22 protein-coding genes are annotated in these 23127 nt (G+C 74.1%); 12 read left to right on the top strand and 10 right to left on the bottom strand.

The window, feature by feature from the left end:
- Nucleotides 1–21: 21 nt before the first annotated feature.
- Nucleotides 22–1686, bottom strand: a complete 1665-nt coding sequence (locus ACF068_RS10025) for an amidohydrolase (RefSeq protein WP_392273693.1) — start codon at nucleotides 1684–1686, stop codon at nucleotides 22–24.
- Between the two features lie 210 nt (nucleotides 1687–1896).
- A complete protein-coding gene (locus tag ACF068_RS10020; protein WP_392273692.1) occupies nucleotides 1897–2532 on the bottom strand; it encodes an RNA polymerase sigma factor in 636 nt (211 codons plus the stop codon).
- Between the two features lie 270 nt (nucleotides 2533–2802).
- Between ACF068_RS10020 and ACF068_RS10015 the strand changes: the two genes are divergently transcribed.
- The 4 genes from ACF068_RS10015 (at nucleotide 2803) to ACF068_RS10000 (ending at nucleotide 5022) form a co-directional block, all read left to right on the top strand.
- Entirely contained in the window at nucleotides 2803–3762 is a 960-nt protein-coding gene (locus ACF068_RS10015) for a MerR family transcriptional regulator (RefSeq protein WP_392273866.1), read from the top strand.
- 173 nt (nucleotides 3763–3935) lie between these two features.
- Nucleotides 3936–4163 carry a DUF2945 domain-containing protein gene (locus tag ACF068_RS10010; RefSeq protein ID WP_392273691.1) on the top strand — a complete coding sequence of 76 codons (228 nt, stop codon included), beginning with the start codon at nucleotides 3936–3938 and terminating at the stop codon, nucleotides 4161–4163.
- Entirely contained in the window at nucleotides 4160–4498 is a 339-nt protein-coding gene (locus ACF068_RS10005) for a DUF3140 domain-containing protein (protein WP_392273690.1), read from the top strand. Before ACF068_RS10010 ends, ACF068_RS10005 begins: the two co-directional genes overlap by 4 nt.
- Before the next feature lie 68 nt (nucleotides 4499–4566).
- Entirely contained in the window at nucleotides 4567–5022 is a 456-nt protein-coding gene (locus ACF068_RS10000) for a DUF4383 domain-containing protein (protein ID WP_392273689.1), read from the top strand.
- Between the two features lie 112 nt (nucleotides 5023–5134).
- Here ACF068_RS10000 and ACF068_RS09995 read toward each other — a convergent pair whose 3' ends face one another.
- From ACF068_RS09995 to ACF068_RS09965, 7 genes are all read right to left on the bottom strand, one after another.
- Nucleotides 5135–6403, bottom strand: a complete 1269-nt coding sequence (locus ACF068_RS09995) for a sugar ABC transporter permease (RefSeq protein ID WP_392273688.1) — start codon at nucleotides 6401–6403, stop codon at nucleotides 5135–5137.
- Nucleotides 6403–7179, bottom strand: coding sequence for an ATP-binding cassette domain-containing protein (locus ACF068_RS09990; RefSeq protein WP_392273687.1), 777 nt, complete (start codon nucleotides 7177–7179; stop codon nucleotides 6403–6405). The genes ACF068_RS09995 and ACF068_RS09990 overlap by 1 nt, the downstream gene beginning before the upstream one ends.
- 53 nt (nucleotides 7180–7232) lie before the next feature.
- Nucleotides 7233–8321 (bottom strand): sugar ABC transporter substrate-binding protein, encoded by a 1089-nt coding sequence (locus tag ACF068_RS09985; RefSeq protein WP_392273865.1) that lies wholly within the window; start codon nucleotides 8319–8321, stop codon nucleotides 7233–7235.
- A 101-nt stretch (nucleotides 8322–8422) separates the two neighbouring features.
- The gene (locus ACF068_RS09980; RefSeq protein ID WP_392273686.1) at nucleotides 8423–10918 is read right to left on the bottom strand and encodes a SpoIIE family protein phosphatase; all 2496 of its coding nucleotides are present in this window, start codon (nucleotides 10916–10918) and stop codon (nucleotides 8423–8425) included.
- Between the two features lie 140 nt (nucleotides 10919–11058).
- Nucleotides 11059–11466, bottom strand: a complete 408-nt coding sequence (locus tag ACF068_RS09975) for a DUF3662 domain-containing protein (protein ID WP_392273685.1) — start codon at nucleotides 11464–11466, stop codon at nucleotides 11059–11061.
- A gap of 27 nt (nucleotides 11467–11493) precedes the next feature.
- The gene (locus ACF068_RS09970; protein WP_392273684.1) at nucleotides 11494–11640 is read right to left on the bottom strand and encodes a hypothetical protein; all 147 of its coding nucleotides are present in this window, start codon (nucleotides 11638–11640) and stop codon (nucleotides 11494–11496) included.
- Between the two features lie 30 nt (nucleotides 11641–11670).
- Nucleotides 11671–12546, bottom strand: a complete 876-nt coding sequence (locus tag ACF068_RS09965; RefSeq protein WP_392273683.1) for a DUF72 domain-containing protein — start codon at nucleotides 12544–12546, stop codon at nucleotides 11671–11673.
- Nucleotides 12547–12598: 52 nt separating this feature from the next.
- Here ACF068_RS09965 and ACF068_RS09960 point away from each other — a divergent pair, with 52 nt between their 5' ends.
- The 5 genes from ACF068_RS09960 (at nucleotide 12599) to ACF068_RS09940 (ending at nucleotide 17515) form a co-directional block, all read left to right on the top strand.
- Nucleotides 12599–13390 (top strand): N-formylglutamate amidohydrolase, encoded by a 792-nt coding sequence (locus tag ACF068_RS09960; protein ID WP_392273682.1) that lies wholly within the window; start codon nucleotides 12599–12601, stop codon nucleotides 13388–13390.
- 268 nt (nucleotides 13391–13658) lie between these two features.
- Nucleotides 13659–14309 (top strand): hypothetical protein, encoded by a 651-nt coding sequence (locus tag ACF068_RS09955; RefSeq protein WP_392273681.1) that lies wholly within the window; start codon nucleotides 13659–13661, stop codon nucleotides 14307–14309.
- Nucleotides 14296–15348 (top strand): tyrosinase family protein, encoded by a 1053-nt coding sequence (locus tag ACF068_RS09950; protein WP_392273680.1) that lies wholly within the window; start codon nucleotides 14296–14298, stop codon nucleotides 15346–15348. Before ACF068_RS09955 ends, ACF068_RS09950 begins: the two co-directional genes overlap by 14 nt.
- 113 nt (nucleotides 15349–15461) lie before the next feature.
- Nucleotides 15462–16745 (top strand): VWA domain-containing protein, encoded by a 1284-nt coding sequence (locus ACF068_RS09945; protein ID WP_392273679.1) that lies wholly within the window; start codon nucleotides 15462–15464, stop codon nucleotides 16743–16745.
- Entirely contained in the window at nucleotides 16745–17515 is a 771-nt protein-coding gene (locus ACF068_RS09940) for a hypothetical protein (RefSeq protein WP_392273678.1), read from the top strand. Before ACF068_RS09945 ends, ACF068_RS09940 begins: the two co-directional genes overlap by 1 nt.
- A gap of 125 nt (nucleotides 17516–17640) precedes the next feature.
- Here the strand turns inward: ACF068_RS09940 and ACF068_RS09935 are convergent, their stop codons facing one another.
- Complete coding sequence (locus ACF068_RS09935; protein ID WP_392273677.1) at nucleotides 17641–18084, bottom strand: MerR family transcriptional regulator; 444 nt, start codon at nucleotides 18082–18084, stop codon at nucleotides 17641–17643.
- Nucleotides 18085–18501: 417 nt separating this feature from the next.
- Between ACF068_RS09935 and ACF068_RS09930 the strand changes: the two genes are divergently transcribed.
- The 3 genes from ACF068_RS09930 (at nucleotide 18502) to ACF068_RS09920 (ending at nucleotide 23072) form a co-directional block, all read left to right on the top strand.
- Entirely contained in the window at nucleotides 18502–19992 is a 1491-nt protein-coding gene (locus ACF068_RS09930) for a SulP family inorganic anion transporter (RefSeq protein ID WP_392273676.1), read from the top strand.
- A 710-nt stretch (nucleotides 19993–20702) separates the two neighbouring features.
- Nucleotides 20703–21602 carry an SDR family NAD(P)-dependent oxidoreductase gene (locus ACF068_RS09925; protein WP_392273675.1) on the top strand — a complete coding sequence of 300 codons (900 nt, stop codon included), beginning with the start codon at nucleotides 20703–20705 and terminating at the stop codon, nucleotides 21600–21602.
- 186 nt (nucleotides 21603–21788) lie between these two features.
- The gene (locus ACF068_RS09920) at nucleotides 21789–23072 is read left to right on the top strand and encodes an MFS transporter (protein ID WP_392273674.1); all 1284 of its coding nucleotides are present in this window, start codon (nucleotides 21789–21791) and stop codon (nucleotides 23070–23072) included.
- Nucleotides 23073–23127 lie beyond the last annotated feature (55 nt).

Here is a 23127-nt window from a genome sequence, read left to right as displayed (position 1 = left end):
CCGGCACGCCGTCGCGCGCCGTCACGCGTCGTCGGCCGCGTGGACGCGCTCGCCCTCCACGTAGGTGAGCGCGACCCGGGTCGCACCGATGGCCTCCGGCGGTCCGGCGTACGGGTCGCGGTCCAGGACGACCAGGTCGGCCAGGGCCCCGGTCCGTACGCTGCCGGTGCCGTCGAGGTGGTTCACGTACGCGGAGCCGGCGGTGTACGCCGTGAGCGCGGCGGTCAGGCCGATGCGCTGGCCGGGCAGGAAGACGGGCCCGCTCCCGCCGGGCAGGACGCGGTTGACGGCGACGTGCACCCCCTGAAGGGGGTCGGGGCTGCTGACCGGCCAGTCGCTGCCCGCGGCGAGGGTCGCGCCCGCGTGGAGCAGCGCGGCGAACGGGTACTGCCGGGCGGTCCGTTCGGGGCCGAGGAAGGGGATCGTCAGGTCGTCCATCTGCGGTTCGTGCGCGGCCCACAGGGGCTGGACGGTGGCGGTGGCGCCGAGCCGTGCGAAGCGCGGGACGTCGTCGGGGTGGACGACCTGGAGGTGCGCGAGGTGCGGGCGGGTGTCGCGGGGGCCGTTGGCCGCGCGGGCCGCCTCGACGGCGTCCAGGGCGTCGCGCACGGCGCGGTCGCCGAGGGCGTGGAAGTGCGTCTGGAACCCGAGGGCGTCCAGCGCGGTGACGTAGCCGGGGAGGCGGTCGCGGTCGATGAAGCTGGTGCCGCTGTTGGCGGTGGCGCAGCCGCAGCGGTCCAGGTAGGGGGCGAGCAGGGCGGCGGTGCCGTTCTCGGCGACGCCGTCCAGCATGATCTTGACGGTGCCGGCGCGGAACCGGCCGTGGCCGAGGGCGGCCCGCCGTGCGACCAGTTCGGGGATCTGTTCGGCGCCGCGTTCGCGGTCCCACCACAGGGCGCCCACGACGCGGGCGGTCAGCGTGCCGTCGCGGGCGGCGGTCTGATAGGCGTCCGACGGGTCGTCCATGCCGAGGAAGCCACCGAGGAGGGCGTCCTGCCAGGCGGTCACGCCCAGGGCGTGCAGGGTGCGCTGGGCGTGCAGCAGGGCGGCCAGCCGTTCGGCGGCGGTGGAGGGCGGGGTGAGCCGCCCCACGAGTTCCATGGCCCCTTCCTGGAGCATGCCGGTGGGTTCGCCGGCAGCGTCGCGCTCGATGCGTCCGTCGGACGGGTCGGGGGTGTCACGGGTGATGCCGGCGAGGGCCAGGGCGCGGCTGTTGACCCAGGCCCCGTGGTGGTCCCGGTTGGGCAGGTAGACCGGGCGGTCGGGGACCACCGGGTCGAGGAGGTCCTTGGTGGGCGTGCCGCCGTCGAACGCCTCCATGGCCCAGCCTCCGCCGGTGATCCACTCCCGGTCGGGATGGGCGGCCGCGTAGGCGCGTACGGCCGCGAGGGTGTCGGCGGCGGTGTCCGCCGCCGTCAGGTCGCACCGGGCGGACTCCAGCCCGGCGGGGACCGGGTGGACGTGCGCGTCCTGGAACCCGGGGAGCAGCAGCCGTCCCCCGAGGTCGACGACCTCCGTCCTGGGCCCGATCAGCTCGTGCACGTGGTGCGGGTCGCCGACGGCGCTGATCCGGCCGCCGGTGACGGCGACCGCGGTCGCGGGTGCCCCGTCGGGGCCGGGCGCGCTGTCGGGGGTGAGGACGGGGCCACCGGTGAAGACGAGGTCGGCGTGGCGAGGGGTCTGCATGGGGGCATCGAAGCGGGGCGGCCGCCGGCGGGTCAATGGCGTTGGCACAAGGCGGGGCCGCCCTGGCCACGGCGCCGCCGTTCCGGTGCCACCGGGCTTCCGGTGCCACCGGGCCGGCCGGACCGTGGCCACCCGGCCCCGTACGGCCGCCGGGCCGGGCACGGTGGGTCGGCCTCGTACGGCCGCCGGGCCGGCATGGCTGTCGGTGCGTCAGGCGGAGGGTGCCCGTCCGGACGGCGGGGCGGTCCGGGCGGGGCCGGTCGAGATGCGGTGCCGCAGCCGGTGCAGTCCCCGCCGGGTGTGGCTCTTGACGGTGCCGAGCGGGATGCCGGTGCGCTCGGCGATCTGGGTCTGGGTCAGGTCCTCGTAGAAGGCCAGGCACAGCACCTCACGCTGCTGCCGGGGAAGCCGCGCCAGTTCCTCGGTCAGGAGCACCCGGTCCAGCACCCGGTCGGCCGCCGGGGCGGCGGGGTGCGGTACGCCGGTGGCCTCCGCCGCGCGGACCGCCGCGTCGACGAGGGTGAGGCGGCGCGTCCGGGCGGCCAGCGCGTCCACGGTCTTGCGGCGGGCGATGCCGACGAGCCACGCGCCGAGCGGCCCGCGCTCGGGGTGGAAGCCGGCCCGTCCGCGCCAGGCCGCGAGGAAGACCTGCTGGGTGACGTCCTCGGCCTCCCGGGCGTCGCCGAGCGAGCGGGCGGCCATGGTGTGGACGAGGGGGCTCCACCGCCGGTAGATCGCGGCGAACGCGCTCTCGTCGGAGGCCAGCAAGCCCGTCTGGAGCACCTGTTCGAACGCCGCGCCCGGGGCGGCGGGCCGGGAAGGCGCGCGGTGGGTGGTCGGGCTCATGGTTACGTCCTCCTGCCGGGCCTTCTGCCGGGGCCTGCCGCGCGGTGCGCCGATGGCGGGGAAGAGGCGGAAGGGGGGCGGAACCGTGGCGGTCCGGGCGCCTTCGGGCACCGTGTGGCTCCAGTCTTGGACGCACGAACGACGCAAGCAACATGCATCGTTTGTGCGTCGTAGGCTGGCCGGGTGGCTACTGACGGAGAGCGTTCCCCCGGCCGACTCCCCGACCACGGACGGCCCCCCGAGCCCGGCGCCCCGCCCGAGCACGGCGGGCTGACGACCGGTGAGGTCGCGAGGCGTCTGGGCGTCGCCGCGACGACCCTGCGTTCCTGGGACCGTCGCTACGGCATGGGGCCCGCCGCCCACTCGGGCGGCAAGCACCGGCGCTGGACCCCCGGGGACATCGCCCGGCTGGAGCGCATGTGCGCCCTGACGTCCACGGGAGTGCCGCCCGCCGAGGCGGCCCGCATGGTCCGCGACGGGGTCGCGGGGACGGGCGCCCCCGGGGCTGCGGGACCCGGCGGCCGCCCCGGCGGGACGCGGCCCGTCCCGCGCGGCAGCGTCCCCGGCCGGGCCCGCACCGGACTGCAACTCGGGGACGTACGCCAGGAGTGCAAGGGGCTCGCCCGGGCCGCGCTGCGCCTGGACGCCCCGGCCCTGGAGGGGCTGCTGTCGGAGGTGATCACCGCGTACGGGCCGGTCACGGCCTGGAACGAGGTGATCATGCCAACGCTCCAGGCCGTCGGCCGCAAGTGGGAGACGTCCGGCGAGCGGTACGTCGAGGTCGAGCACTTCCTGTCCTGGCACGTGTCCGGCGCCCTGCGGCGGGCCGCGCCCCCGGCTCCGGCCGGCCCGCGGGGCGCCACCGTGGTGCTGGCCTGCGTGCCCGGCGAGAACCACACGCTGGCGCTGGAGGCACTGACCACCGCCCTCGCCGAGCGGGGGTTCCTGGTGCGCATGTTCGGCGCGGCCCTGCCGGTGGAGGCGCTCGTCGAGGCGGTGCGCCGGACCGGACCGGCCGCGGTGGGCCTGTGGGCCCAGTCCCGGACGACCGCCAGCCGGCCGCTCGCGCAGCACGTGGCGGGCATGGAGTGGGGTGTCCGGGGCGCCCGCCGGCGGCCCGTCGTCCTGGCCCTGGGCCCGGGCTGGGCCGGGCGGACCGCGCCGGGGCTGCTCCGGCCGCCGGGGCTCGCCGAGGCGCTGGACACCCTGGAAGCGGCGCTGCGGCCCTGACCCGTACACCATCCCCGGCGGCCGGGGGCGCGCCGGCACTACGGCGATGGAGTGGACTTCTCCCCCGAAGGCGCCCCGGCGCATCCACCGGCGTGCCGTGACGGGAACAGACACCGGAGGCCCGAGCCCGTGCACCCCCCGGTGCACGCGGGGATCCGAGGGAAAGGCGTCCCATGAGCAAGGACAAGAAGCTGAGCAAGGGTGACGAGGTCACCTGGAGCAGCCACGGGAAGTCCGTCCGCGGCAAGGTGAAGAAGAAGATCACCAGCCGCACGGAGGCGGCCGGACGGACGGTCGCCGCGTCGAAGGACGAGCCGCAGTACGAGGTCGAGAGCGAGAAGTCCGGCGGTCGCGCGGTCCACAAGCCGGAGTCGCTGCGCAAGAAGGGCGAACGCTCGTGAGCGGCGGGACACAGGACCGGGAGGAGACCCTGCGGCGCTTCGACGAGGCGGTGAACATGACCGCGGGCGAGATGGAGAAGTGGCTGGAGACCGACGAGTCCCGGGCCGTCGGGCAGTCCGACGGCTCCGGGGAGAGCGTCGGCCACGCCTCGGGCCGGCGCATCGTGGACCTCCTGCGCACCAGGAAGGCGGATCTGACCGAGGACGACGTCGCGCACATGCGCAAGGTCGTGGGGTACGTGCACCGGCACGTGTCCCAGCGCCCCGACGGGGACGTCGCGGACACCCGGTGGCGGCACTCCTTGATGAACTGGGGTCATGATCCGACCAAGTGAGACCGGGGACGGGATGAACAGCGCGGACGGGGGTACTCCCCGTCCGTCACCACGACAAGGAGCGGACCATGAACGCTTTCCGTGACGCCAGTGACGCCGCCGCGTATCCCCGGACCCGCGTACAGCAGGCGGCCCTGCTGGTGGGCGCCGTGTTCCTGCTGGTGGGCGTCCTGGGCTTCATCCCCGGGATCACCACCGACTACGACACGCTCACCTTCGCCGGGCACGACTCGGAGGCCAAGCTGCTGGGCGTGTTCCAGGTGTCGATCCTGCACAACCTCGTCCACCTGCTCTTCGGCCTCGCCGGGCTCTCCATGTCGCGCGCGGCCTCGACCGCCCGGTCGTTCCTCGTCGGCGGTGGCGTGGTCTACCTGGCGCTGTGGCTGTACGGGCTCCTCATCGACCACGACAGCGGAGCCAACTTCGTCCCGGTCAACAGGGCCGACGACTGGCTGCACTTCGCGCTGGGCGTCGGCATGATCGCTCTGGGCGTCCTCCTGGGCCGCCGTCGCGTGGCCCGGTGATGACCCGCTGATCCCGCCGCCCCGGCGGCCGGTCCGGTGACCGGCCGCCGGGACCGGAGCGCGGTGCCCGCAGGGGCCGACGCGGCTGGTACGGCCGGATGCGGCCGTACGGTCAGACCCGGCCGTGGGCCTTCTGGGCCCGCCGCGACAGGGAGTCGATGACCACGGCCACCAGCAGCACCCCGCCCGTGATCATGAACTGGACGGCCGCCTGGATGCCCAGCAGGGCCACGCCCGAGGCGATCGACTGGATGACCAGCACGCCCAGCAGCGCCGACCAGACCCTGCCGCGCCCGCCGAAGAGGCTGGTGCCCCCGATGACGGCCGCGGCGATCACGTTCATCAGCAGGTTGCCGCCGCCCGAGGCCTGGCTGGCCGAGGTGACCCGGGAGGCCAGGAAGAGCCCGCCGACCGCGGCCATGGTGCCCGAGACGGCGAACACCGAGATCCGGACCCACACCACTCCGAGCCCGGCCCGCCGGGCGGCCTCCACGTTCCCGCCGATCGCGAAGACCATGCGCCCGTAGACGGTGCGGCGCAGGACGTGGTCCAGGCCGACGAGGACCACGAGGAAGACCAGCAGGGCCAGCGGCAGCCCCTGGAAGCGGTTGAGCACGAACGCGGCGGCGAAGGCGACCAGGGCCAGCGCCCCGGTGCGTACGGCGATGACGGGCAGGGGCCGGGACGGCACCCCGGCGGCCACGCGGCGCCGTGCGTCCCGGAAGGACACCAGGAAGTAGCCCGCCGTGCCGAGCGCCGCCACCCCGTACGCGACGGCCACGTCAGTGAAGTAGTGGCCGGTGAGCTGGGCGACCAGGCCCTCGTCGTCGAGGTTGACGGTGCCGCTCGACCCGAGGATGTAGAGCATCAGCCCGTTCCAGCCCAGCAGGCCGGCCAGGGTGACGACGAACGCGGGCACCCCCACCCGCGCGAAGAAGAACCCCTGCGCCGCCCCGATCGCCGCCCCGAGGACCACCGCGACCACGACGGCGGGCCCCTCCGCCATGCCGTGCTGCACGTTCAGCACGGCGAACACGGCCGCCGCGAGACCGCTCACGGAGGCGACGGACAGGTCGATCTCCCCCAGCAGCAGGACGAAGACGACACCCACGGCGATCATCCCGGTGCCCACGATGTCCACGCTCAGGTTGGACAGGTTGCGCGGCGAGAGGAACTTCTCGTCGAGGATCACGAAGATCAGCCAGATCGCCGCCAGGCTCAGCAGGACGGGGAGGGAGCCGAGTTCCCCGCTGCGGAGGCTCTGCCTGAGCCCGGCGACGGAGTACGCCGTCGGGGTGGCGCCCCCTGCCGCGCCACCGCCCGTACCGCCCGCGCCCCCGCCCGTACCGCTCACGCCACCCCCACCGCCCGTACCGCTCATCAGCCGGCCTCCCAGTCGCGCGACGCGCGGCGGGTGACGGCGTTGTCCGTGGCCCCGGTGATGGAGGAGATGATCTGTTCGTGGGAGGTCGTGGTCACGTCGAAGAAGCCGTTGTTCCGGCCGAGGCGGAGCACGGCGATCCAGTCCGCGACGGCCTTGACGTCCCCCATGTTGTGGCTGATGAGGAGGACACCGAGCCCCCGTTCGCGCAGCCGGTCCACGAGGTCGAGGACCCTGGCCGTCTGTTCGATGCCCAGCGCGGCGGTCGGCTCGTCCAGCAGCACGAGCCGGGGTTCGCCCAGCAGCGACCGGGAGATGGCGACGGTCTGCCGCTGGCCGCCGGACAGGGAGGCGACGGGGACCCGCACGCTCGGCATCCGGATGGCGAAGCTGTCGAGGAGACCGAGGGTGCGGCGCTCCATCTCCACCTCGTCCAGGACGCCCACCCGGTGGATCTCCCGGCCCAGGAACAGGTTGCCGACGACGTCGAGGTTGTCGCAGAGCGCCAGGTCCTGGTGCACGGTCGCGATGCCCAGCGCCTGCGCGTCGTGCGGCCGGGTGAGGTGGACCGGCCGGCCCTCCCATTCGATGGTCCCCCGGTCGGCTGCGTCCACCCCGGCGATGACCTTCACCAGCGTGGACTTGCCGGCCCCGTTGTCACCCACCAGGGCGACGACCTCGCCCGCGCGGATTTCCAGGTCGATGTCCGCGAGCGCCCGCACGGCGCCGAACCGTTTGGAGACGCCCTTCAGCGCCAACAGGGGCGGTGCTGCCATCGGTGACCCACTTCCTCGCCGTGCGGCACCCCTCCCGGCGTCCTCCCGGGCCCCTACGGGGTCAGTCCGGCCCGCTCGCAGCCGGCCGCGTACTTCGGGGTGCAGATCTGGTCGACCGTGTACATGCCGTCCTTGATCACGGTCTCCCTGATGTTGTCGGCAGTCACGGAGACCGGCATGAGCAGAACGGACGGAATGCCGCGCGTGGTGGGGCTGTCGACCTTCCCGGTCGCCACACGGTCCGGCCGCTGCCCGCGGGCCAGTGCGACGGCCATGTCGGCGGCCGCGTACGCCTCCAGCCGGAAGGGCTTGTAGACGGTCATGAACTGCTCCCCCGCGACGATCCGCTGGATCGCGGCGAGCTCCGCGTCCTGCCCGGTCACCGGGGGCAGCGGCCGGATCTTGGCCGACTTGAGGGCGGAGATGATCCCGGAGGCGAGGCCGTCGTTGGCCGAGTACACGCCGTCGATGCGGTCGGCGCCCAGGGAGGCGATGGCCCCCGACATGTTGATGTGGGCGTACAGCGGCCGCCACTCGGTGGTGTCGTACGCCTTCCCGATCGTGACCTTCCCCTCCAGGGCCGCGAGCGCGCCCCTCTTGAACCAGGCCGAGTTGGGGTCGGTGGCGGCGCCGTTCATCATCACGATCTGGCCGCCGCGCGCGTCGTCCCCGAGGGCCCTCAGGAGCGCCTCGCCCTGGAGCCGCCCCACGCGTTCGCCGTCGAAGGAGACGTACGCGGAGACCGGGCCCTCCACCAGCCGGTCGTAGGCGACGACGTCGATGCCCGCCTCCCGCGCCCGCTCGACCGAGGAGCGGAGCGACTTGGAGTCGACGGCGTCGAGGACCAGCACCCGGACCCCCTTGGTGATCATCGCGTCGACCTGCTGCTGCTGGGTCGCCACGTCGGCCTGCGCGCTGGCGAACTCGACGTCGCACTCGGGGCACGTCCGGGCGATCCGCTCCATGATCAGGGGCCGGTCGAAGGCGTCGAAGCGGTTGGTGTTGTCGGGCAGCAGCAGCCCGATCGTGCGGCCGTCGCGGTCGACCCGCTCGCCCGGGTCGCGTACCTCGGCGGCCTTGCCGCAGGCCGTCAGGCCGGAGGTGAGGGCCAGCGCGGCGGCCAGCAGGGCCGCGGGCACCAGTCGGCGGCGGCGCGCCGTCCCCGGCGCGGGGAGCGCGGGGAGCCCGTGCGTCCCGGCCGCCCCGTTCCCGCGCGTCCCGCGCGACCACCCGCTCATCCCGGTCACCTCCGCCGCTCCCCGTCGCCGGCGACCGGCTCGCGCGGGGACAGGGCGACCTCGCACCACACCTGCTTGCCGCCGCTCAGCGGCACCGAACCCCAGGAGGTGGACAGCGCTTCGACGAGCATGAGCCCCCGGCCGCCGGTGGCCTCCCAGTCCACGCTGGGGGACTTGACGGGGGTCCGGGGCGAGGCGTCGTTCACCGCGATGCGCAGCCGGTCCCCCGCCAGCGTCAGATCGAGCCGTACCTCCCCCTGGGTGTGCGCGATGGCGTTCGTCACCAGCTCGGACACCACCAGCAGGGCCATGTCGACCTCCTCGGCGACACCCCAGCCGCGCAGAGTGCGGGCCGCGAAACGGCGGGCGTGCATCACGGCGTCGGGCAGCCGCCACACCGCCCACCGGGCGCGGATGGGACGGACCCGCATACCGTCGTAGCGCAGCAGCAGGAGCGCCACGTCGTCGTCGCGCCGGCGGGTGCCCGCGACCAGTTCGTCGGCGACCCGCCCGGGGTCGGCCGGATCGGCGGTCCGCAGCGCCTCGCACACCGCGCGCAGTCCGTCCTCCAGGCGGAGGGTCGCCGACTCCACCAGGCCGTCGGTGAGCAGGGCGATCAGGGTGCCGGGCGCGAGGCCGACCTCGGTCAGCGGGAAGTCGGCCTCCACCATGACGCCCAGGGGTGGGCCGCCCTCGACCTCCAGCGCCTCGGAGGTGCCGTCGGGCAGGCGCAGCAGCGGCGGCAGGTGCCCGGCCCGGACGATCCAGGCGAGGCCCTCCTCCATGTCGAGGTCGACGTAGGCGCAGGTGGCGAACAGGTCGGTCTCCATGCCGACGAGGAGCCGGTTGGCGTGGGCCACCACCACGTCGGGCGGGTGTCCCTCCACCGCGTAGGCCCTGATCGCGGTCCGCATCTGCCCCATGATGGTGGCCGCGCCGGCGCTGTGGCCCTGTACGTCGCCGATGACCAGGGCCACGTGCCCGTCGGCGAGCGGGATGACGTCGTACCAGTCGCCGCCCACTTCGAGGCCGACCGTCGCGGGCAGGTACCGGGCGACGGCCTCCCCGCCCGGCAGGGCCGGGAGCTTGCGGGGCAGCAGGCTCCGCTGGAGCATCGTGGCGAGTTCGTGCCCGGCGTTGAGGGCGTGGGCCCGGGTGAGGGCCTGGCCGACCAGACCGGCCGTCGCCGTCAGCAGGGACCGTTCCTCCGGTCCGAAGCGGTGCTCGCCCTCCCACCCGACCAGGCACACCCCGACCATCCGGCCCTCGGCCGGCAGGGGCAGCACGGCGAGCCCGCCGGGACCGATGCCCGCGAGGCCCGGTTCCAGGGGGGCGCCCGGCGGCCACAGCGCCACATGGCCCTCCCGGAGGGCGCTCTCCAGGGTGGGCAGGGACTGGCAGGAGGCGTCCGGCCATTCCGAGCGCCACTCGGAGCGCCACACCTCCGGCCAGGCGTCGGGTTCCGGCGGGTGGAGCAGGGTGACCACCAGCCGGTCGCCCTCCAGCTCGCCGACGGCGACACGGTCGGCGGCCAGCGGGGTGCGCAGCGATTCGACGACCACCCGGCTGACGTCCCGGATGGTGGTGGCGCCGGCCAGGGCGGCGGACAGCCGCTGCACCAGGGACACCTCGTCGGGCGTGGGCCGCAGGTAGGAGGCGTCGCCGACGACGCCGAGGATGCGTTCGGGTCTGCCGTCCGGGGCGGTCAGGACGCGGCAGCGCAGCCCCAGCCAGCGCAGTTCCCCGCCGGGGCGGCGCACGCGGAACGCGAGCTGCTGGTGGGCGGCGGCCCCCCGGTCCGGTTCGACGATCGACATCAGGGCCGGGACGTCGTCGGGGACGGCGCACTCCAGCAGCGTGGACACGTGCCCGTCGTAGTCGGCCCGGGCCACGCCGAGCAGGCGCAGTACCTGGGCGTCCACGTCCATGCGGCCGGTCCGGAGGGACAGGACGAAGGTGCCGCCGCGCAGCGGCAGCAGCGCCGGGCCCGGGGGCTTGCCGGTCTCGACGGGCGGGACGACCCGGGCCGCGGCCGCCTCCAGCCCGGCCGCCGCCTGGTCGGCGTACAGCTCCAGGAAGGCGCGCTGGTCGGCGTCGAAGCCGCGCCCGTCCTTGCGGAGCACCAGCAGGCAGCCCAGGAGCCGGGGGTCCCCGCCCAGGGGCAGGGCGCCCAGCGACACCGGGCCGTCGGCGGGCGGCAGCCGCCCGTCCCGCGGCGGCACCGGCCCGTCGGCCGGCGGCCGGGTGCCGTCGGGCGGTGGTACGAGGCCGCCGGTGCCGCCGGCCGGGTCCGGGGCGCGGGACGTCAGCCACAGGGGCCGTCCGGCGCGGCAGGCGTCGGCCACCGCCGAGCGGCCGGACAGGGCGTACGAGGGCGGCATCTCGTACGGCCCGGCCGCGTCCCCGGCCACCTCGGCGAGACGCAGCTCGTCGATGTTCTCGGACGGCACGTAGACAGCGGCCAGCTCCACCCCGCAGGTCGCAAAGATCTGCCCGCTCAACGCGTGCACCGCCTCCGTACCCGGGAAGCCGCCGGCGTGCGCCGCTGGCCGTCGCCTCCACCCCATGCTGCGCCCTTCCGGGCTCCGGCAGCCAGTCGGAACGGCGGTCGGGGGGGCCGTCCGCGTCGGGTCGGCCGTGGTCAGCCGGCCGCCGGGAACGCGTCGGCGCGGACGTGCGGCATGGGGCTGCCGACCACCCGGTAGGGGTCGTCCGGCGGCCGGGTGGCCGGGGTGATGCGTACGGTGAGGGGTCCGGCCCACTCGTAGCCGTGGCGCTCCCCGTGGCGGGCGAGGGCGTCCGTCAGCTCCTGGCCGACCTCGCCGCCGCCCCGGCGGAGCAGCTCCTGGTAGACCCGTGCGTCGAGTTCCACCTCGTACGCGTTGGGGACGACCACTCTGCTCTCGCTGCACACCACGGCGTGGGCGTCGCACTCACGGCGCAGCGCGTCGAGCAGTTCGACCGGATCGTGTCCGAGGGCCTTGGAGACCAGGGCGCTCTGCCAGCGCTCCAGCGCTCGTTCCCATCGCGTCAGTGTTCCCTTGGCCATGTGCCCGCTCGCCCTCCTCGGTACCGGTCACCGGCGGCCGCGCAGCCGGCCGAGCAGTTGGCGGGCCTGGGCGCGCTTGCGCGGGTCGGCGGCGGCGCGCCGGGCGGACGCGATCGCCCGCTGCCCCTGGGGACTGCGGGTGAACTGCTTGATACGGGTCATCAGTCCGGACATGGATCCTCCTCCAGTGGGTGTACGGCGCGTCTACCCGGTGCTCCGGCGAGGATGTGTGGCAGGGGCCATCAGGTCGCGCGCGGCCTCGGCGGCCCGCACGGCGGCGTCGGCGCAGCAGTTGTTGAACAGCACGTGGACGTGGGCGGCCCGGTCGGCGAGGGCGCGGAGGCGGGGCAGCCACTCCGCCAGTTCGGCGTCCGTGTAGCGGTGCCGGAAGCGGTCCTCCTTGGTGCCGGTGCCCCAGGCGGCGCTGCGGCCGTGGAAGCGGACCACCGCGAGGTCGTCGGAGGTGACGGGGGCGAGCGGCGGCAGGGAGGTGGGCAGGCCCTGGGCCATGTCCACGGCCACGGCCGCGGTGTCCAGGTCCCGCAACAGGGCGGTGGTGTCCGCCCGTCGGTCCTCCCGCCACCAGCCGGGGTGCCGGAACTCGACGGCCACGGGCCAGCCGTCGGCGCGTGCGCGGGTGCGGCGGAGCACGGTCTCCGAGCGGGCCCCGGGGCCGAACCAGGGCGGGAACTGGAACAGGAGGGTGCCGAGGCGGTCCGCCTCCCGCAGCGGGCGCAGCGCTTCGCCGAAGCGGTGCCACACCTCGTCGAGGAGGCCGGGGTCGCCGGTGGGGTGGCCGCGCAGGTCGGCGGGGAGGGCGGCCTGCCGGGTGGGATGACCGGTCAGCAGGGAGAACGCCTTGACGTCGAACCGGAAGCCCTCGGGGGTGCGTTGGGCCCACAGCAGGCTGTTCCGGGCGCTGGGGAGCGCGTAGTAGGTGGCGTCGACCTCGACCACGGGGAAGTGTTCGGCGTAGTGCCGCAGCCGCCCCTCCGCGTCGCGCCGGCCCGGCGGGTACCACCCGCTCGCCACAAGTGCCTTGTCCGTCCAGGAACATGTACCGATGAGGATCTCGCCCATGCCCCCCGCCTACCCGCGGGGACGGGTGTGACGACGCACTGCGAGGAACCCGATGACCGACAGTCCCACCTCCTTCGAACTCCACCCGGGCGACCCGGATTCGCCCGTGATCCTGCACGTCCCCCACTCCGCCCGGGCGGTCCCCGCCGACGTCCGCGCCGGGATCGTCCTCGACGACGCGGCGCTGGAGGCGGAGTTGGACCACATCACGGACGCGTACACGGCGGAGATCGCCGCCGCCGCGGCCGGGGCCGCGGCCCTGACGCCCTGGCGGTTCGTCAACCGGCTGTCCCGGCTGGTCGTCGACCCGGAGCGGTTTCCCGACGAGCGCGAGGAGATGGCGGCGGTGGGCATGGGCGCGGTCTACACGCGCACCACGCACCGGGAGGAGCTGCGTCCCGAGGGCGCCGACCCCCGGCCGCTGGTCGAGCGCTATTTCCACCCGTACGCCGAGGCGATGACGGCGGCCGTGGCCGGGCGGCTGGCGGCGGCCGGACGTGCCGTGGTCCTGGACGTCCACTCGTACCCGGCCGAGGCGTTGCCGTACGAGCTCCACGGTGACGGGCCGCGTCCGCCGGTCTGCCTGGGCACCGATCCGTTCCACACGCCGGCGCCGCTGGTGGACGCGGCCCGGCGGGCGTTCGCGGGCCTCGGCGGCACGGCGCTGGACACCCCGTTCGCCGGGACGTACGTACCGCTGCGGTACTACGGGCGGGACGCCAGGGTGGGGGCGCTGATGGTGGAGATCCGGCGCGATCTGTACCTCGACGGGCGGGGGGCGCCCCGCGCCGAGGGCCTGGACGCGCTGGCGGGCGCCCTCGCCGCCCTCGTCGACGTCGCCTGACGGGGCCTACCGGGCCGGCGGGGCTGGGGGGTGTGGGGGGTGTGGGGCCCGGGGCCGGTCGGGGCTGCCGGGGCCGAGGGGGGCGGATGCGGCCGATGGGGGCGAGGGGACGGATGCGGCCGATGGGGCGCGCGGTCCGGGGCCGGCCGGGCCACCCGCACGGGCGACCGGGGTCGCCGGGCGCGTCCGCCACCGTGACGCTGGAGGAGGGCCGGACGTCACGGCCCGGCACGGGAAGGCACGACGGACGGCACGGGGAAGGCGGCCCATGACCACCGAGGTACCGAGCAGGGCGGCGGCCATGCTCTTCAAGGGCGGACCGAGCCTGATCGACCTGCTCGTCGACGACACGGACCTGCGGATCACGGTCACCGGGCCGGGGATGCTGTTCCAGCACCTGGACCTGCTCACCACGCTGTCCCCGTTCGACGGCTGCACCGTCCAGGGGCTCCGGGAGTTCGCCGGTCATCTGGAGGGGACCGTCCTCTGCGGCCTGGTCGGCACCGAGCGGGTGCCGGTCGAGGTCGTGACGGACCGCGCCGGGGGGACGCTCCGGATCGGTCTCGGGCCCGCGAACATGTACCAGAGCGAGCTGGTGCTGCGCACCACGACGGGCGAGACGCTCCGCGCGCTGGCCCGGCGGCTGCTCACCCGCGCTCCGGACCGCCCGTTCTTCGCCGGTCTGCACGCGGTGCCCGCGACCGGCCACATGGAGCACGGCCCGGCGTCCGGCGGCCACCCCCCGGACCACCCGCACGGCCCCGGTCACGGTCACAGTCACGGCAACGACCACGGCCGGGGCGACGACCGCGACCCGGGCAGCCGCCAGGACCACGACCACCAGCACGACCACGGCCACGACCCGCACGCGGGCCGGCACGGCGGCCACCCGGGAGGCGGGAACCATGGACGTCCGTAAGAGCGCGGTCGACCTCACGACGCAGGAACGCGACCGGTTCCTGGAGGCGCTGGTCCGCCTCAAGCACCGGCCCGCCCCCGGCGCGCCCGCCGGAGCCGGCGTCTACGACCGGTTCGTGGCCCTGCACAAGGCCGTCATGGCCGTCGTCAGCCCCGGGCTGCCACCGGACACGACCGTCAACTTCGGCCACTGGAACATCGGCTTCTGCCCCTGGCACCGCAAGTACCTCAGGGAGTTCGAGAAGGCCCTCCAGGCGGAGGTGCCCGGTGTGACGATCCCCTACTGGGACTGGACCGACCACCCGGCCGCCCTCGCCCGCCTGTTCACCCCCGACTTCCTGGGCTCGCTGCACGACGGGGCACCCGTGCCGCTGGCCGACAGCGTGCTGCGCGACCCCGTCCCCCCGGCGGACCGCCCCGCCTGGTGGCCGCCCGGTGCCGGCGGCTTCCCGGTCCACCCGCTCCTGGAGGAGGGGTTCGGCACCGGCCTGGCGCGCGGCAGCACCGGGCTCGGCTGGCCGCCCACCCTGAGCGGCATCCAGAACCTCGTTCAGCTCGTGGTGGACGAACTGCCCGACGACCACCCCTTCTGGGCGTTCTGGCTCGTGCTGGAACAGGGTTCCCTCACCACCCCCACCCACAACGGCGGCCACAACTTCATCGGTGGTCACATGTCCCAGGCCTACTCCCCCAACGACCCCGTCTTCTGGCTCCACCACGCCAACGTCGACCGGCTGTGGGCCGACTGGCAACGGCGGCGGCTGGACGACGTCCCCGGGTCCAAGCCGGAGGACCACTACCCGCCGGCCGACGCCCTCTCCCCCTTCACCGGCGAGGAGATCCCCCCGGGTCACCGCCCGGACGACGTGATGTGGCCGTGGGTCGGGACCGCTCCCGGCTACGACGTGGTCATCGAGCCGGACATCAGGCCGCTGCTGCCGGACTTCACCGGCGCCCCGCCCACGACCGTCAAGGACGTGCTGGACACCACGACGCTCGACGCCACGGGATACCGCTACGCCGCAGCCGGAACACCCTGACCCGGCGGCGCCCTTGCCGGGGACGGGCCGGCCGGGCCGCCCGGTGAGCACCGCCGACGGGCGCGGACCAGGCCGAGTTGGGGAGCGCCGCCCCGGATCAATATGATCCGGCGATGATCACAAGAAGGCGACTGGCGGCCGGGGTGTGCGGCCTGCTGGTCACATGGACGGGCGCACTGTTCCCGGCGGCCGCCCACGCGGATACCGCGCCTGCCGGCGAGCAGGCACCCAAGGTCGAACTGGTGCTGGACGTCAGCGGCTCCATGCGGGCGACCGACATCGACGGCAAGTCCCGCATGGCGGCGGCGAAGCAGGCGTTCAACGAGGTGCTGGACGCCGTGCCGCCGGAGGTGCAGCTCGGCATCCGCACGCTCGGCGCCGACTACCCCGGCAAGGACCGCAAGACCGGCTGCAAGGACACCCGGCAGCTCTATCCGGTCGGCCCGCTGGACCGGACCGAGGCCAAGACGGCGGTGGCCACCCTGGCGCCGACCGGCTGGACCCCGATCGGACCGGCGCTCCTCGGTGCGGCCGACGACCTGGAGGGCGGTGACGCCACCCGGCGGATCGTCCTCATCACCGACGGCGAAGACACCTGTGCCCCGCTCGACCCGTGCGAGGTGGCACGCGAGATCGCGGCCAAGGGCATCCACCTCACCATCGACACGCTCGGCCTGGTGCCGGACGCCAGGACCCGCGCGCAGCTCGTCTGCATCGCGGAGGCCACCGGCGGGACGTACACGTCGGTCCGGCACACGGAGGAGTTGTCGGACCGGGTCAGCCAACTGGTGGACCGGGCGGCCGAACCCACGCTCACACCGGTCGCCGCCCGGGGCGCGGACGCGTGCGAGAAGGCGCCGGCGCTGAAGCCGGGGCTGTACACCGACCGGGAGGCGTTCGGTGAGCACCGCTGGTACCGCGTGGAGGTGCTGCCGGGCCAGGAGCTGCGCGCCTCGGTGAGCGTCGCCGCCGACCGGGCGGTCAACCGCGACTACGGCGTACTGCTGCGGGCGTCGACCCTGCGCGGCCGGGAGATCGTGCGCGGTGAGGCCGCCGGGGACGGCCGTACGGACGTGGTGTCGACCGGTCTGCGCTACCCCCGGCCGGAGAGCGACGCCGACGACGATGACGGCTCCGGCAAGCCGGCGGCCGAGACGGTGTGCCTGCGGGTCAGCAACTCCTTCTCCGCCGGCGCCGGGGTGAAGACCCAGCCCGGTCTTCCCGTGGAGCTGAGCGTCGCCCTCGTGGACGGCCCCGACGAGGGCACGGACGCCGCCTTCCTGGGCCTCGGTCACGGCTGGTGGCTGCTGGGCGTGCTGGTCCTCACCGGCTTCGTGGCCGGTGTGGTGTGGGGCTGGCTGTCACGCTGGCGCATCTCGGTGTGGAGGACCAACTGATGGGTACGGTACGGATCCTGACGGCGGCCGCGGTTCTGGCCGGTTCCGCGCTGCTGGGCCTGCCGGGCGCGGCGGCGGCGGCCCCGTCGCCGAGCCCGGCCGGTGAGGACGGCGGCGCCGCGGCTCCGACGGAGGCGGGCACGTCCTTCCGGACGGCCACCGCCGTGCGCCCCGGACAGCGCGCGACCGCCCCGGCGTCGACCGGTGACTACCTGTACTGGCAGTTCGCGGCCGACGCGGGCGCGCGGGCCACCGTCCGCGCCACCGTGAAGCTGTCGGAGAGCGCCGCGCTCCGGGCGGGATCGACCTGGCAGATCGACGTCTACGACGGCCTCCGGCGCCGCCAGGCCTGCCGCTTCGGCAGCCAGACGAAGGCCGTGGCGGCGGGCACGACGTCGGTCGAGCTCGCCTGCCACCTCCGCACGGTGCGCGCCTTCGCCGAACCGTGGGCGAACGACCCGCTGCCGGGCGCGTACTACGTGCGTCTGACGGCGGTGCGGCTGGCCGCCGGCGACATCGGTCAGCCCCTCGACGCGGCGCTGGACGTCACCCTCGACGACGCGGGCGGTGCGGCGGCCGTCGACGGCAGCCTGGCCGCCCCGCTGGTGCAGGGCTCGTCCGCCACGGTGGAGCCGGAGGACGGCTGGTCGTCCGGCCTGTGGTCCACCCGCTGGCTGTGGACCGCCGGGGGCGCGGTGCTCGCGGCCATGGCCGGCATCGGGGGCTACCGCCTCACCCGCGGCGCCGGCCACCCGGCCGCCCGCGGCTGACGCCCCGGCCCCCCGCCCCGCCGCCCCGGCCCCGGCCCCGCAGCCGGCCCGGGCGCGCGGGGCGGGGGCCAGGGACCGGGGCCGTCACCGGGCCGCGAGCGCCCTCGCCCCATGGGATCCGGGGATCACTCCCCCGGGCGCGAAACGGCCCGGTTCGCCATGCGGCCGGCTGGAGCGGTCTGTTCCAGGCGGGCGCCCAGAGTGCCGGCGAAGTCCTCGGCGCGGGAGAGCTGAACGCGGAGCTTCTCGACCTGCTCGGCGGCGGCCTGCCGGTAGGTCCGCACGCGCTCCAGCAGCGCCTCGCGCTCGTCGGCGCCGAGATCCGCGCCGTCATCAAGGCGGTCGGTGGCGTCCAGGAGGTCGCGCATCTGGTCCAGGGTGAAGCCGAGCGGCTTCATGCGGCGGATGACCATGAGGCGGGCGACGTCGGCCTCGGTGTAGAGGCGGAAGCCGCCCTGGGAGCGGGCGGAGGGGATGACCAGGCCGGTCTCCTCGTAGTGCCGGATGGTGCGCAGGGACAGGTCCGTTCGCGCGGCGACCTCGCCGATCTGCATGTGCTTGCCGTCCACGCCCGTACCCCTGGCCTTCCCGTCGTGGTGGGCCGCGTCCCGTACGACACCACCAACCTTAACTCTAACGTTAGGGTAGAGTTGCTGGTGAGGGGTGGCTCGGCCGCCCCGCTGCTGCCGTTTCCGGGGCCGATGGCGCCCCCGGCGAAGATCCGATTCTTGCGGGAGAGAGCGTGCGCGAGCCCATGACGCCGATCGCCGCCGCCTGCCCGCCGTGACCCTTCGCCCTCCGACGTGAGCCGCGAGGCGCCCGCGCGCGCCGCCGTCTCGCGTCTGCCTTCCCGCACGTCCGGCCCCGTTCTGCGGGCTGTGCGCGGGGTGCCGTCCCGGTTCCCCGCGCGCCCTTCCCGCGCGCCCCGCCTGCCGTAGGGGTGTGCCCGAGCACGACAGGTACGCGTCTCCTTGTCTTCTGCCGCTGTGACTCCCGCCGCGTGGCTGCGCGGCCTCAAGCCCGACTGGCTGAACAGCCCGAAGGTCTGGCGCACCGAGGTCCTCGGGGGCCTGGTCGTCGCGCTGGCTCTGATCCCCGAGGCGATCTCGTTCTCGATCATCGCCGGTGTCGACCCCGCGGTCGGCCTGTTCACCTGCTTCACCATGGCCGTGGTCATCTCGGTCGTGGGCGGCCGGCGGGCGATGATCTCGGCCGCCACCGGCGCCGTCGCCCTCGTCACCGCACCCCTGAACCGCGAGCACGGCCTGGGCCACCTGATCGCCGCCGTCATCCTGGCCGGCGTCTTCCAGGTGATCCTGGGCGCGGTCGGCGTGGCGAGGTTGATGCGGTTCGTCCCGCGCAGCGTGATGGTCGGCTTCGTCAACGCGCTCGCGATCCTCGTCTTCATGGCCCAGGTTCCCGAGATGCGCGATGTCCCGTGGGCCGTGTATCCGCTGATCATCGGCGGGCTGGCGCTGATGGTGTTCCTCCCGAAGATCACCACCGTGATCCCCGCCCCGCTGGTGTCGATCGCCATCCTGACCGCCATCACCGTGGCGGCCGGGATCGCCGTGCCCACCGTGGGCGACAAGGGCGCGCTGCCGTCCTCCCTTCCCGTGCCGGGCCTGCCGGATGTGCCGTTCACCCTCGACACGCTGACGACGATCGCTCCGTACGCCTTCGCCATGGCGCTGGTCGGCCTGATGGAGTCGCTGATGACCGCCAAGCTGGTCGACGACATCACCGACACCCCCTCGAACAAGACCCGTGAGTCCATCGGCCAGGGCGTCGCCAACATCGTCACCGGATTCTTCGGCGGCATGGGCGGCTGCGCCATGATCGGCCAGACGATGATCAACGTGAAGGTCTCCGGCGCCCGCACCCGCCTGTCCACCTTCCTCGCCGGCGCGTTCCTGATGGTGCTGTGCATCGCCTTCGGCCCGGTCGTCTCCGACATCCCCATGGCCGCCCTGGTCGCGGTGATGGTCATGGTGTCGTTCGCGACCTTCGACTGGCACTCCATCGCGCCCAGGACGCTCCAGCGGATGCCCGCGGGCGAGATCGGCGTCATGGTGATCACCGTCGCCGCGGTCGTCGCCACCCACAACCTCGCCATCGGCGTCGTCGTCGGCTCCGTCACCGCCATGGTCATCTTCGCCAAGCGCGTCGCCCACCTCGCGGAGGTCACCCGGCTCGTCGCCCCGAACGGCACGAGCGTCCTGTACACGGTGACCGGCGAGCTGTTCTTCGCCTCCTCCAACGACCTCGTCGGCCGGTTCCACTACGCCGCCGACCCCGACAAGGTCATCGTCGACCTCTCCGCCGCCCACATCTGGGACGCCTCCTCCGTCGCCGCCCTGGACGCGATCGAGACCAAGTACGAGCAGCGCGGCAAGACCGTCGAGATCACCGGCCTCAACGACACCAGCGCCGGCCTTCACCGCAAGCTCTCCGGCGAACTCGCCGGCAGCCACTGACACAGTCCCGAACGGCGAGAGGACCCCGGCACCCGGCCGGGGTCCTCTCGCCGTTCGCACTGCATGCCCGTACGCCGTAGCTGCTCCCGGAACGAGCTGCGACGGTCATCTCGCGGCTCCATGGGTTCCGCGGTGATCCGGTGCGTTCGCCGGGCATCGACGAGGGACGAGCACAGCACACTCAGTCCGAACATCAGCACACCCAGGGGCAGATGCAGGGACGGAACGTGAGCGACACCGAGCACGACCTGAGCCGAGGCGAGGGCCAGGAAGCCCGAAGCGTGCCAGACGGACCGCAACGAGCCGCCGCCCGGCTTCCACGCGAGCACCGCCGCGAGCACAGCTGGCCGGACTCCACCGAGCGCCCGGATGCACGGTTGACCCAGAAGGGATCCTGAAGCGATCGATAAGCGTGAGTTATCGAATCCTGCTGATCTTCGATGTTGATGGGCACGGCCGGGAGCTGGAAGATCGAAAGCGCGCCGGGACCGCTGCTCGGTGACCCGTGAGCGGTGCGGTGCCCGTATCGCTGACAACGTTCCGCGTGGCGGGCCGCCTGCGGCCGCCGGAGCGTGCCGACGGCAGACAAGCCGTTCTCCCGAAGCGTCAGCACGCCCACATACCCACGAAGAAGACCGAGTCGACCGGCGGGCCCGGCATGCCCACGCAACCGTCCCCGGGCGCCTCGTTCTCGGACAGGAGTACCGCCCATGCACGTCTCAACCGACACCACGAGCCGCGTCTGGTTCATCACCGGCGCCAGCCGGGGCCTCGGCCGTGCCTTCACCGAAGCGGCACTGACGGCCGGCGACCGCGTCGCGGTCGCCGCGCGCACCATGGCCCCGCTGGAGGAGCTCGCGGCCGCCCACCCCGGGCGGGTGCTGCCCCTCGGGGTGGACGTGACCGACCGCGCCGCGGTGTTCGCGGCCGTCGCCGAGGCGGTCGGCCACTTCGGCCGGCTCGACATCGTCGTCAACAACGCCGGCATGCTGTCGATCGGCATGGTCGAGGAGTTCACCGAGGCCGAGGCCCGGGCCCAGATGGACATCAACTTCTTCGGCACGCTCTGGGTCAGCCAGGCCGTGATGCCCGCCCTGCGCAAGCAGGGCTCCGGGCACCTGGTGCAGGTCTCCAGCATCGCCGCCCTGGGCGGCTTTCCCAGCACCGGCCTCTACAGCGCCAGCAAGTTCGCCCTGGAAGGGCTCAGCGAAGCCCTCGCCGCGGAGGCAGCCGGCTTCGGGGTCAAGATGAGCATCGTCCAGCCGGGCGGCTATTGGACGGACCTTTACACCGCCATGCGCAGCACGAGCCCCTTGGAGGCATACGCGCCGCTGCGGGAGGAGTTGGCCAAGCAGTTCGCCGAAGGCTCGGTCGACAGCGACCCGAAGCTCGCCGCAACCGCGCTGCTCAAGCTGGTCGACAGTGACGAGCCACCACTGCGTCTCCTCCTGGGGGGCATGATCTACGACCTCGCGTTCGACATCACCCGCACCCGCATGGACACCTGGGCGGCGTGGGAGCACGTCAGTCGCGCGGCGGAACACGCGATCCCCGCTCCCGCCATCGCGGTCGAGGAAGAGGGGACTGGCGCTCCACAGGAAACACGGTGACCCGACGGCCCTGAGGCCCCGGCCGGGCCAAGCCCAGCGGGCCACCGAGGGCGTCACTCGCCGGCCTGATCGCCGACGGCCGCGTGAGGCAAGCGAAAGCGCCGGCCCCGAAGGGCCCGCCATGATGCCGCCCCGACGCCTGGAGTGGCCGGAATTCACGGAAACACATCGACTTGAGGAGAGGGTATGAAGGCGAACGACCGCCGAGTGCCCGGCGAGCGGAACCTGATCGCCGGGATGCTGGTGGACGCGGTGGGTACCGGCATGTACGTGCCATTCAGCCTGGTGTTCTTCCAGCGCATCACCGGGCTGCCACTGCCGACGATCGGCACCGTCCTGACCGTAGCGGGGCTGCTGGCGATGGGCGCCATGCCGGTCGGCGGCTGGGCCGTCGACCGGTTCGGTGCCCGACGGGTGCGACTGGCTCTCTACCTGATCCGCGGCCTCGGCTTCCTGGCCTTCCCGCTCGGCACCACCCTGCCGGTCTTCGCCCTGGTCGCCACCCTCGCCGCGGCCGGCGCCCAAGCGTTCCCCGCGACCCAGCAGGCCCTGATCGGCGAGCTCGCCCAGGGGGAACACCGGGACCGGCTGATGGCGCTCGGACGGAGTGTGAACAACGCCGGCCTCGGCGCCGGCGGCCTGCTCGCCGCCGGACTGGTCCAACTGGGCGGTGACCGTGGCTTCCTGGCGGTCGCCTGGCTGAATGCGGCCACCTTCTTCGTCGCGGCACTGTTCGCACTGTGGATCAGAACACCCCGACCGGTCCGCGCCGCGACCGGCCGGCAGCGGTCCGGCTACCGCGCAGTGCTGCGCGACCGCCCGTACGCCGGCCTCACCCTGGCCAACTTCCTCATCGCCTTGGGGTATTCGGCGCTCAGCGTGCTGCTGCCGGTGTACGCCGTGAGCCAGTTCGACCTGCCCGCCTCGGTGGCGGGACCGTTGTTCGCGGTGAACACCGCGCTCTGCGCCTTCGCCGGCGTGCCGGTCGGCACGCTCGGCCGGCGCTTCGCCCGACGCACCCGGGTGGCCGCGGTCGGCGCCCTGATCTTCGCCGCCGCGTTCCTCGGCTACGCCCTGCTGGTCGGCGCGCCCCGCCAGGGCGTGATGGCGGGCATGGTCGGGCTTCTGGTCCTGTACACGATCGGCGAACTGGTACACAGCCCGAGCGCGGGCGCACTCTCCGTGAGCGCCGCTCCCGCTGAGGCACGCGGCCGCTACCTGGCCACCTACCAACTGTCCTGGGCGTTGTCCCAGACCCTGGCGCCGTCACTGTTCACCGGGCTGCTGACGGTCGACGGCAGGCTGCCCTGGCTCGTGCTGGCGGCGAGTTCGACGGCGGGGGCCATCATGCTGATCGCCCTGGAGCGGCGTCTGCCGGCCGAGGCGGTGTACACCACGACGGTCGCAGCCGTGCCGCCCACGCGCGGTGAGGCCGCCGAGCCGGAGAGACTCGGATCGATAACTCGATGACCACGTCCTGCGCTCCGTGCGGGGTCCGGTAGCGCCCCCATCACTGCTCCTGTGC

This window comes from Streptomyces sp. NPDC016309 (assembly GCF_043077235.1).
In the GTDB taxonomy this organism is placed as follows: Bacteria; Actinomycetota; Actinomycetes; order Streptomycetales; family Streptomycetaceae; genus Streptomyces.
This window is presented reverse-complemented; position numbering and strand designations above follow the sequence as displayed.

What these genes read in the sequence shown, in the direction of transcription:
- ACF068_RS09955 (WP_392273681.1), top strand. Translation starts at nt 13,659, where the DNA reads ATGACCACCGAGGTACCGAGCAGGGCGGCGGCCATGCTCTTCAAGGGC.
- ACF068_RS09970 (WP_392273684.1), bottom strand. Translation starts at nt 11,640, where the DNA reads ATGTCCGGACTGATGACCCGTATCAAGCAGTTCACCCGCAGTCCCCAG.
- ACF068_RS10000 (WP_392273689.1), top strand. Translation starts at nt 4,567, where the DNA reads ATGAACGCTTTCCGTGACGCCAGTGACGCCGCCGCGTATCCCCGGACC.
- ACF068_RS10020 (WP_392273692.1), bottom strand. Translation starts at nt 2,532, where the DNA reads ATGAGCCCGACCACCCACCGCGCGCCTTCCCGGCCCGCCGCCCCGGGC.
- ACF068_RS09950 (WP_392273680.1), top strand. Translation starts at nt 14,296, where the DNA reads ATGGACGTCCGTAAGAGCGCGGTCGACCTCACGACGCAGGAACGCGAC.
- ACF068_RS10025 (WP_392273693.1), bottom strand. Translation starts at nt 1,686, where the DNA reads ATGCAGACCCCTCGCCACGCCGACCTCGTCTTCACCGGTGGCCCCGTC.
- ACF068_RS09975 (WP_392273685.1), bottom strand. Translation starts at nt 11,466, where the DNA reads ATGGCCAAGGGAACACTGACGCGATGGGAACGAGCGCTGGAGCGCTGG.
- ACF068_RS09925 (WP_392273675.1), top strand. Translation starts at nt 20,703, where the DNA reads ATGCACGTCTCAACCGACACCACGAGCCGCGTCTGGTTCATCACCGGC.
- ACF068_RS10010 (WP_392273691.1), top strand. Translation starts at nt 3,936, where the DNA reads ATGAGCAAGGACAAGAAGCTGAGCAAGGGTGACGAGGTCACCTGGAGC.
- ACF068_RS09995 (WP_392273688.1), bottom strand. Translation starts at nt 6,403, where the DNA reads ATGAGCGGTACGGGCGGTGGGGGTGGCGTGAGCGGTACGGGCGGGGGC.
- ACF068_RS09965 (WP_392273683.1), bottom strand. Translation starts at nt 12,546, where the DNA reads ATGGGCGAGATCCTCATCGGTACATGTTCCTGGACGGACAAGGCACTT.
- ACF068_RS09960 (WP_392273682.1), top strand. Translation starts at nt 12,599, where the DNA reads ATGACCGACAGTCCCACCTCCTTCGAACTCCACCCGGGCGACCCGGAT.
- ACF068_RS09920 (WP_392273674.1), top strand. Translation starts at nt 21,789, where the DNA reads ATGAAGGCGAACGACCGCCGAGTGCCCGGCGAGCGGAACCTGATCGCC.
- ACF068_RS09990 (WP_392273687.1), bottom strand. Translation starts at nt 7,179, where the DNA reads ATGGCAGCACCGCCCCTGTTGGCGCTGAAGGGCGTCTCCAAACGGTTC.
- ACF068_RS09940 (WP_392273678.1), top strand. Translation starts at nt 16,745, where the DNA reads ATGGGTACGGTACGGATCCTGACGGCGGCCGCGGTTCTGGCCGGTTCC.
- ACF068_RS09945 (WP_392273679.1), top strand. Translation starts at nt 15,462, where the DNA reads ATGATCACAAGAAGGCGACTGGCGGCCGGGGTGTGCGGCCTGCTGGTC.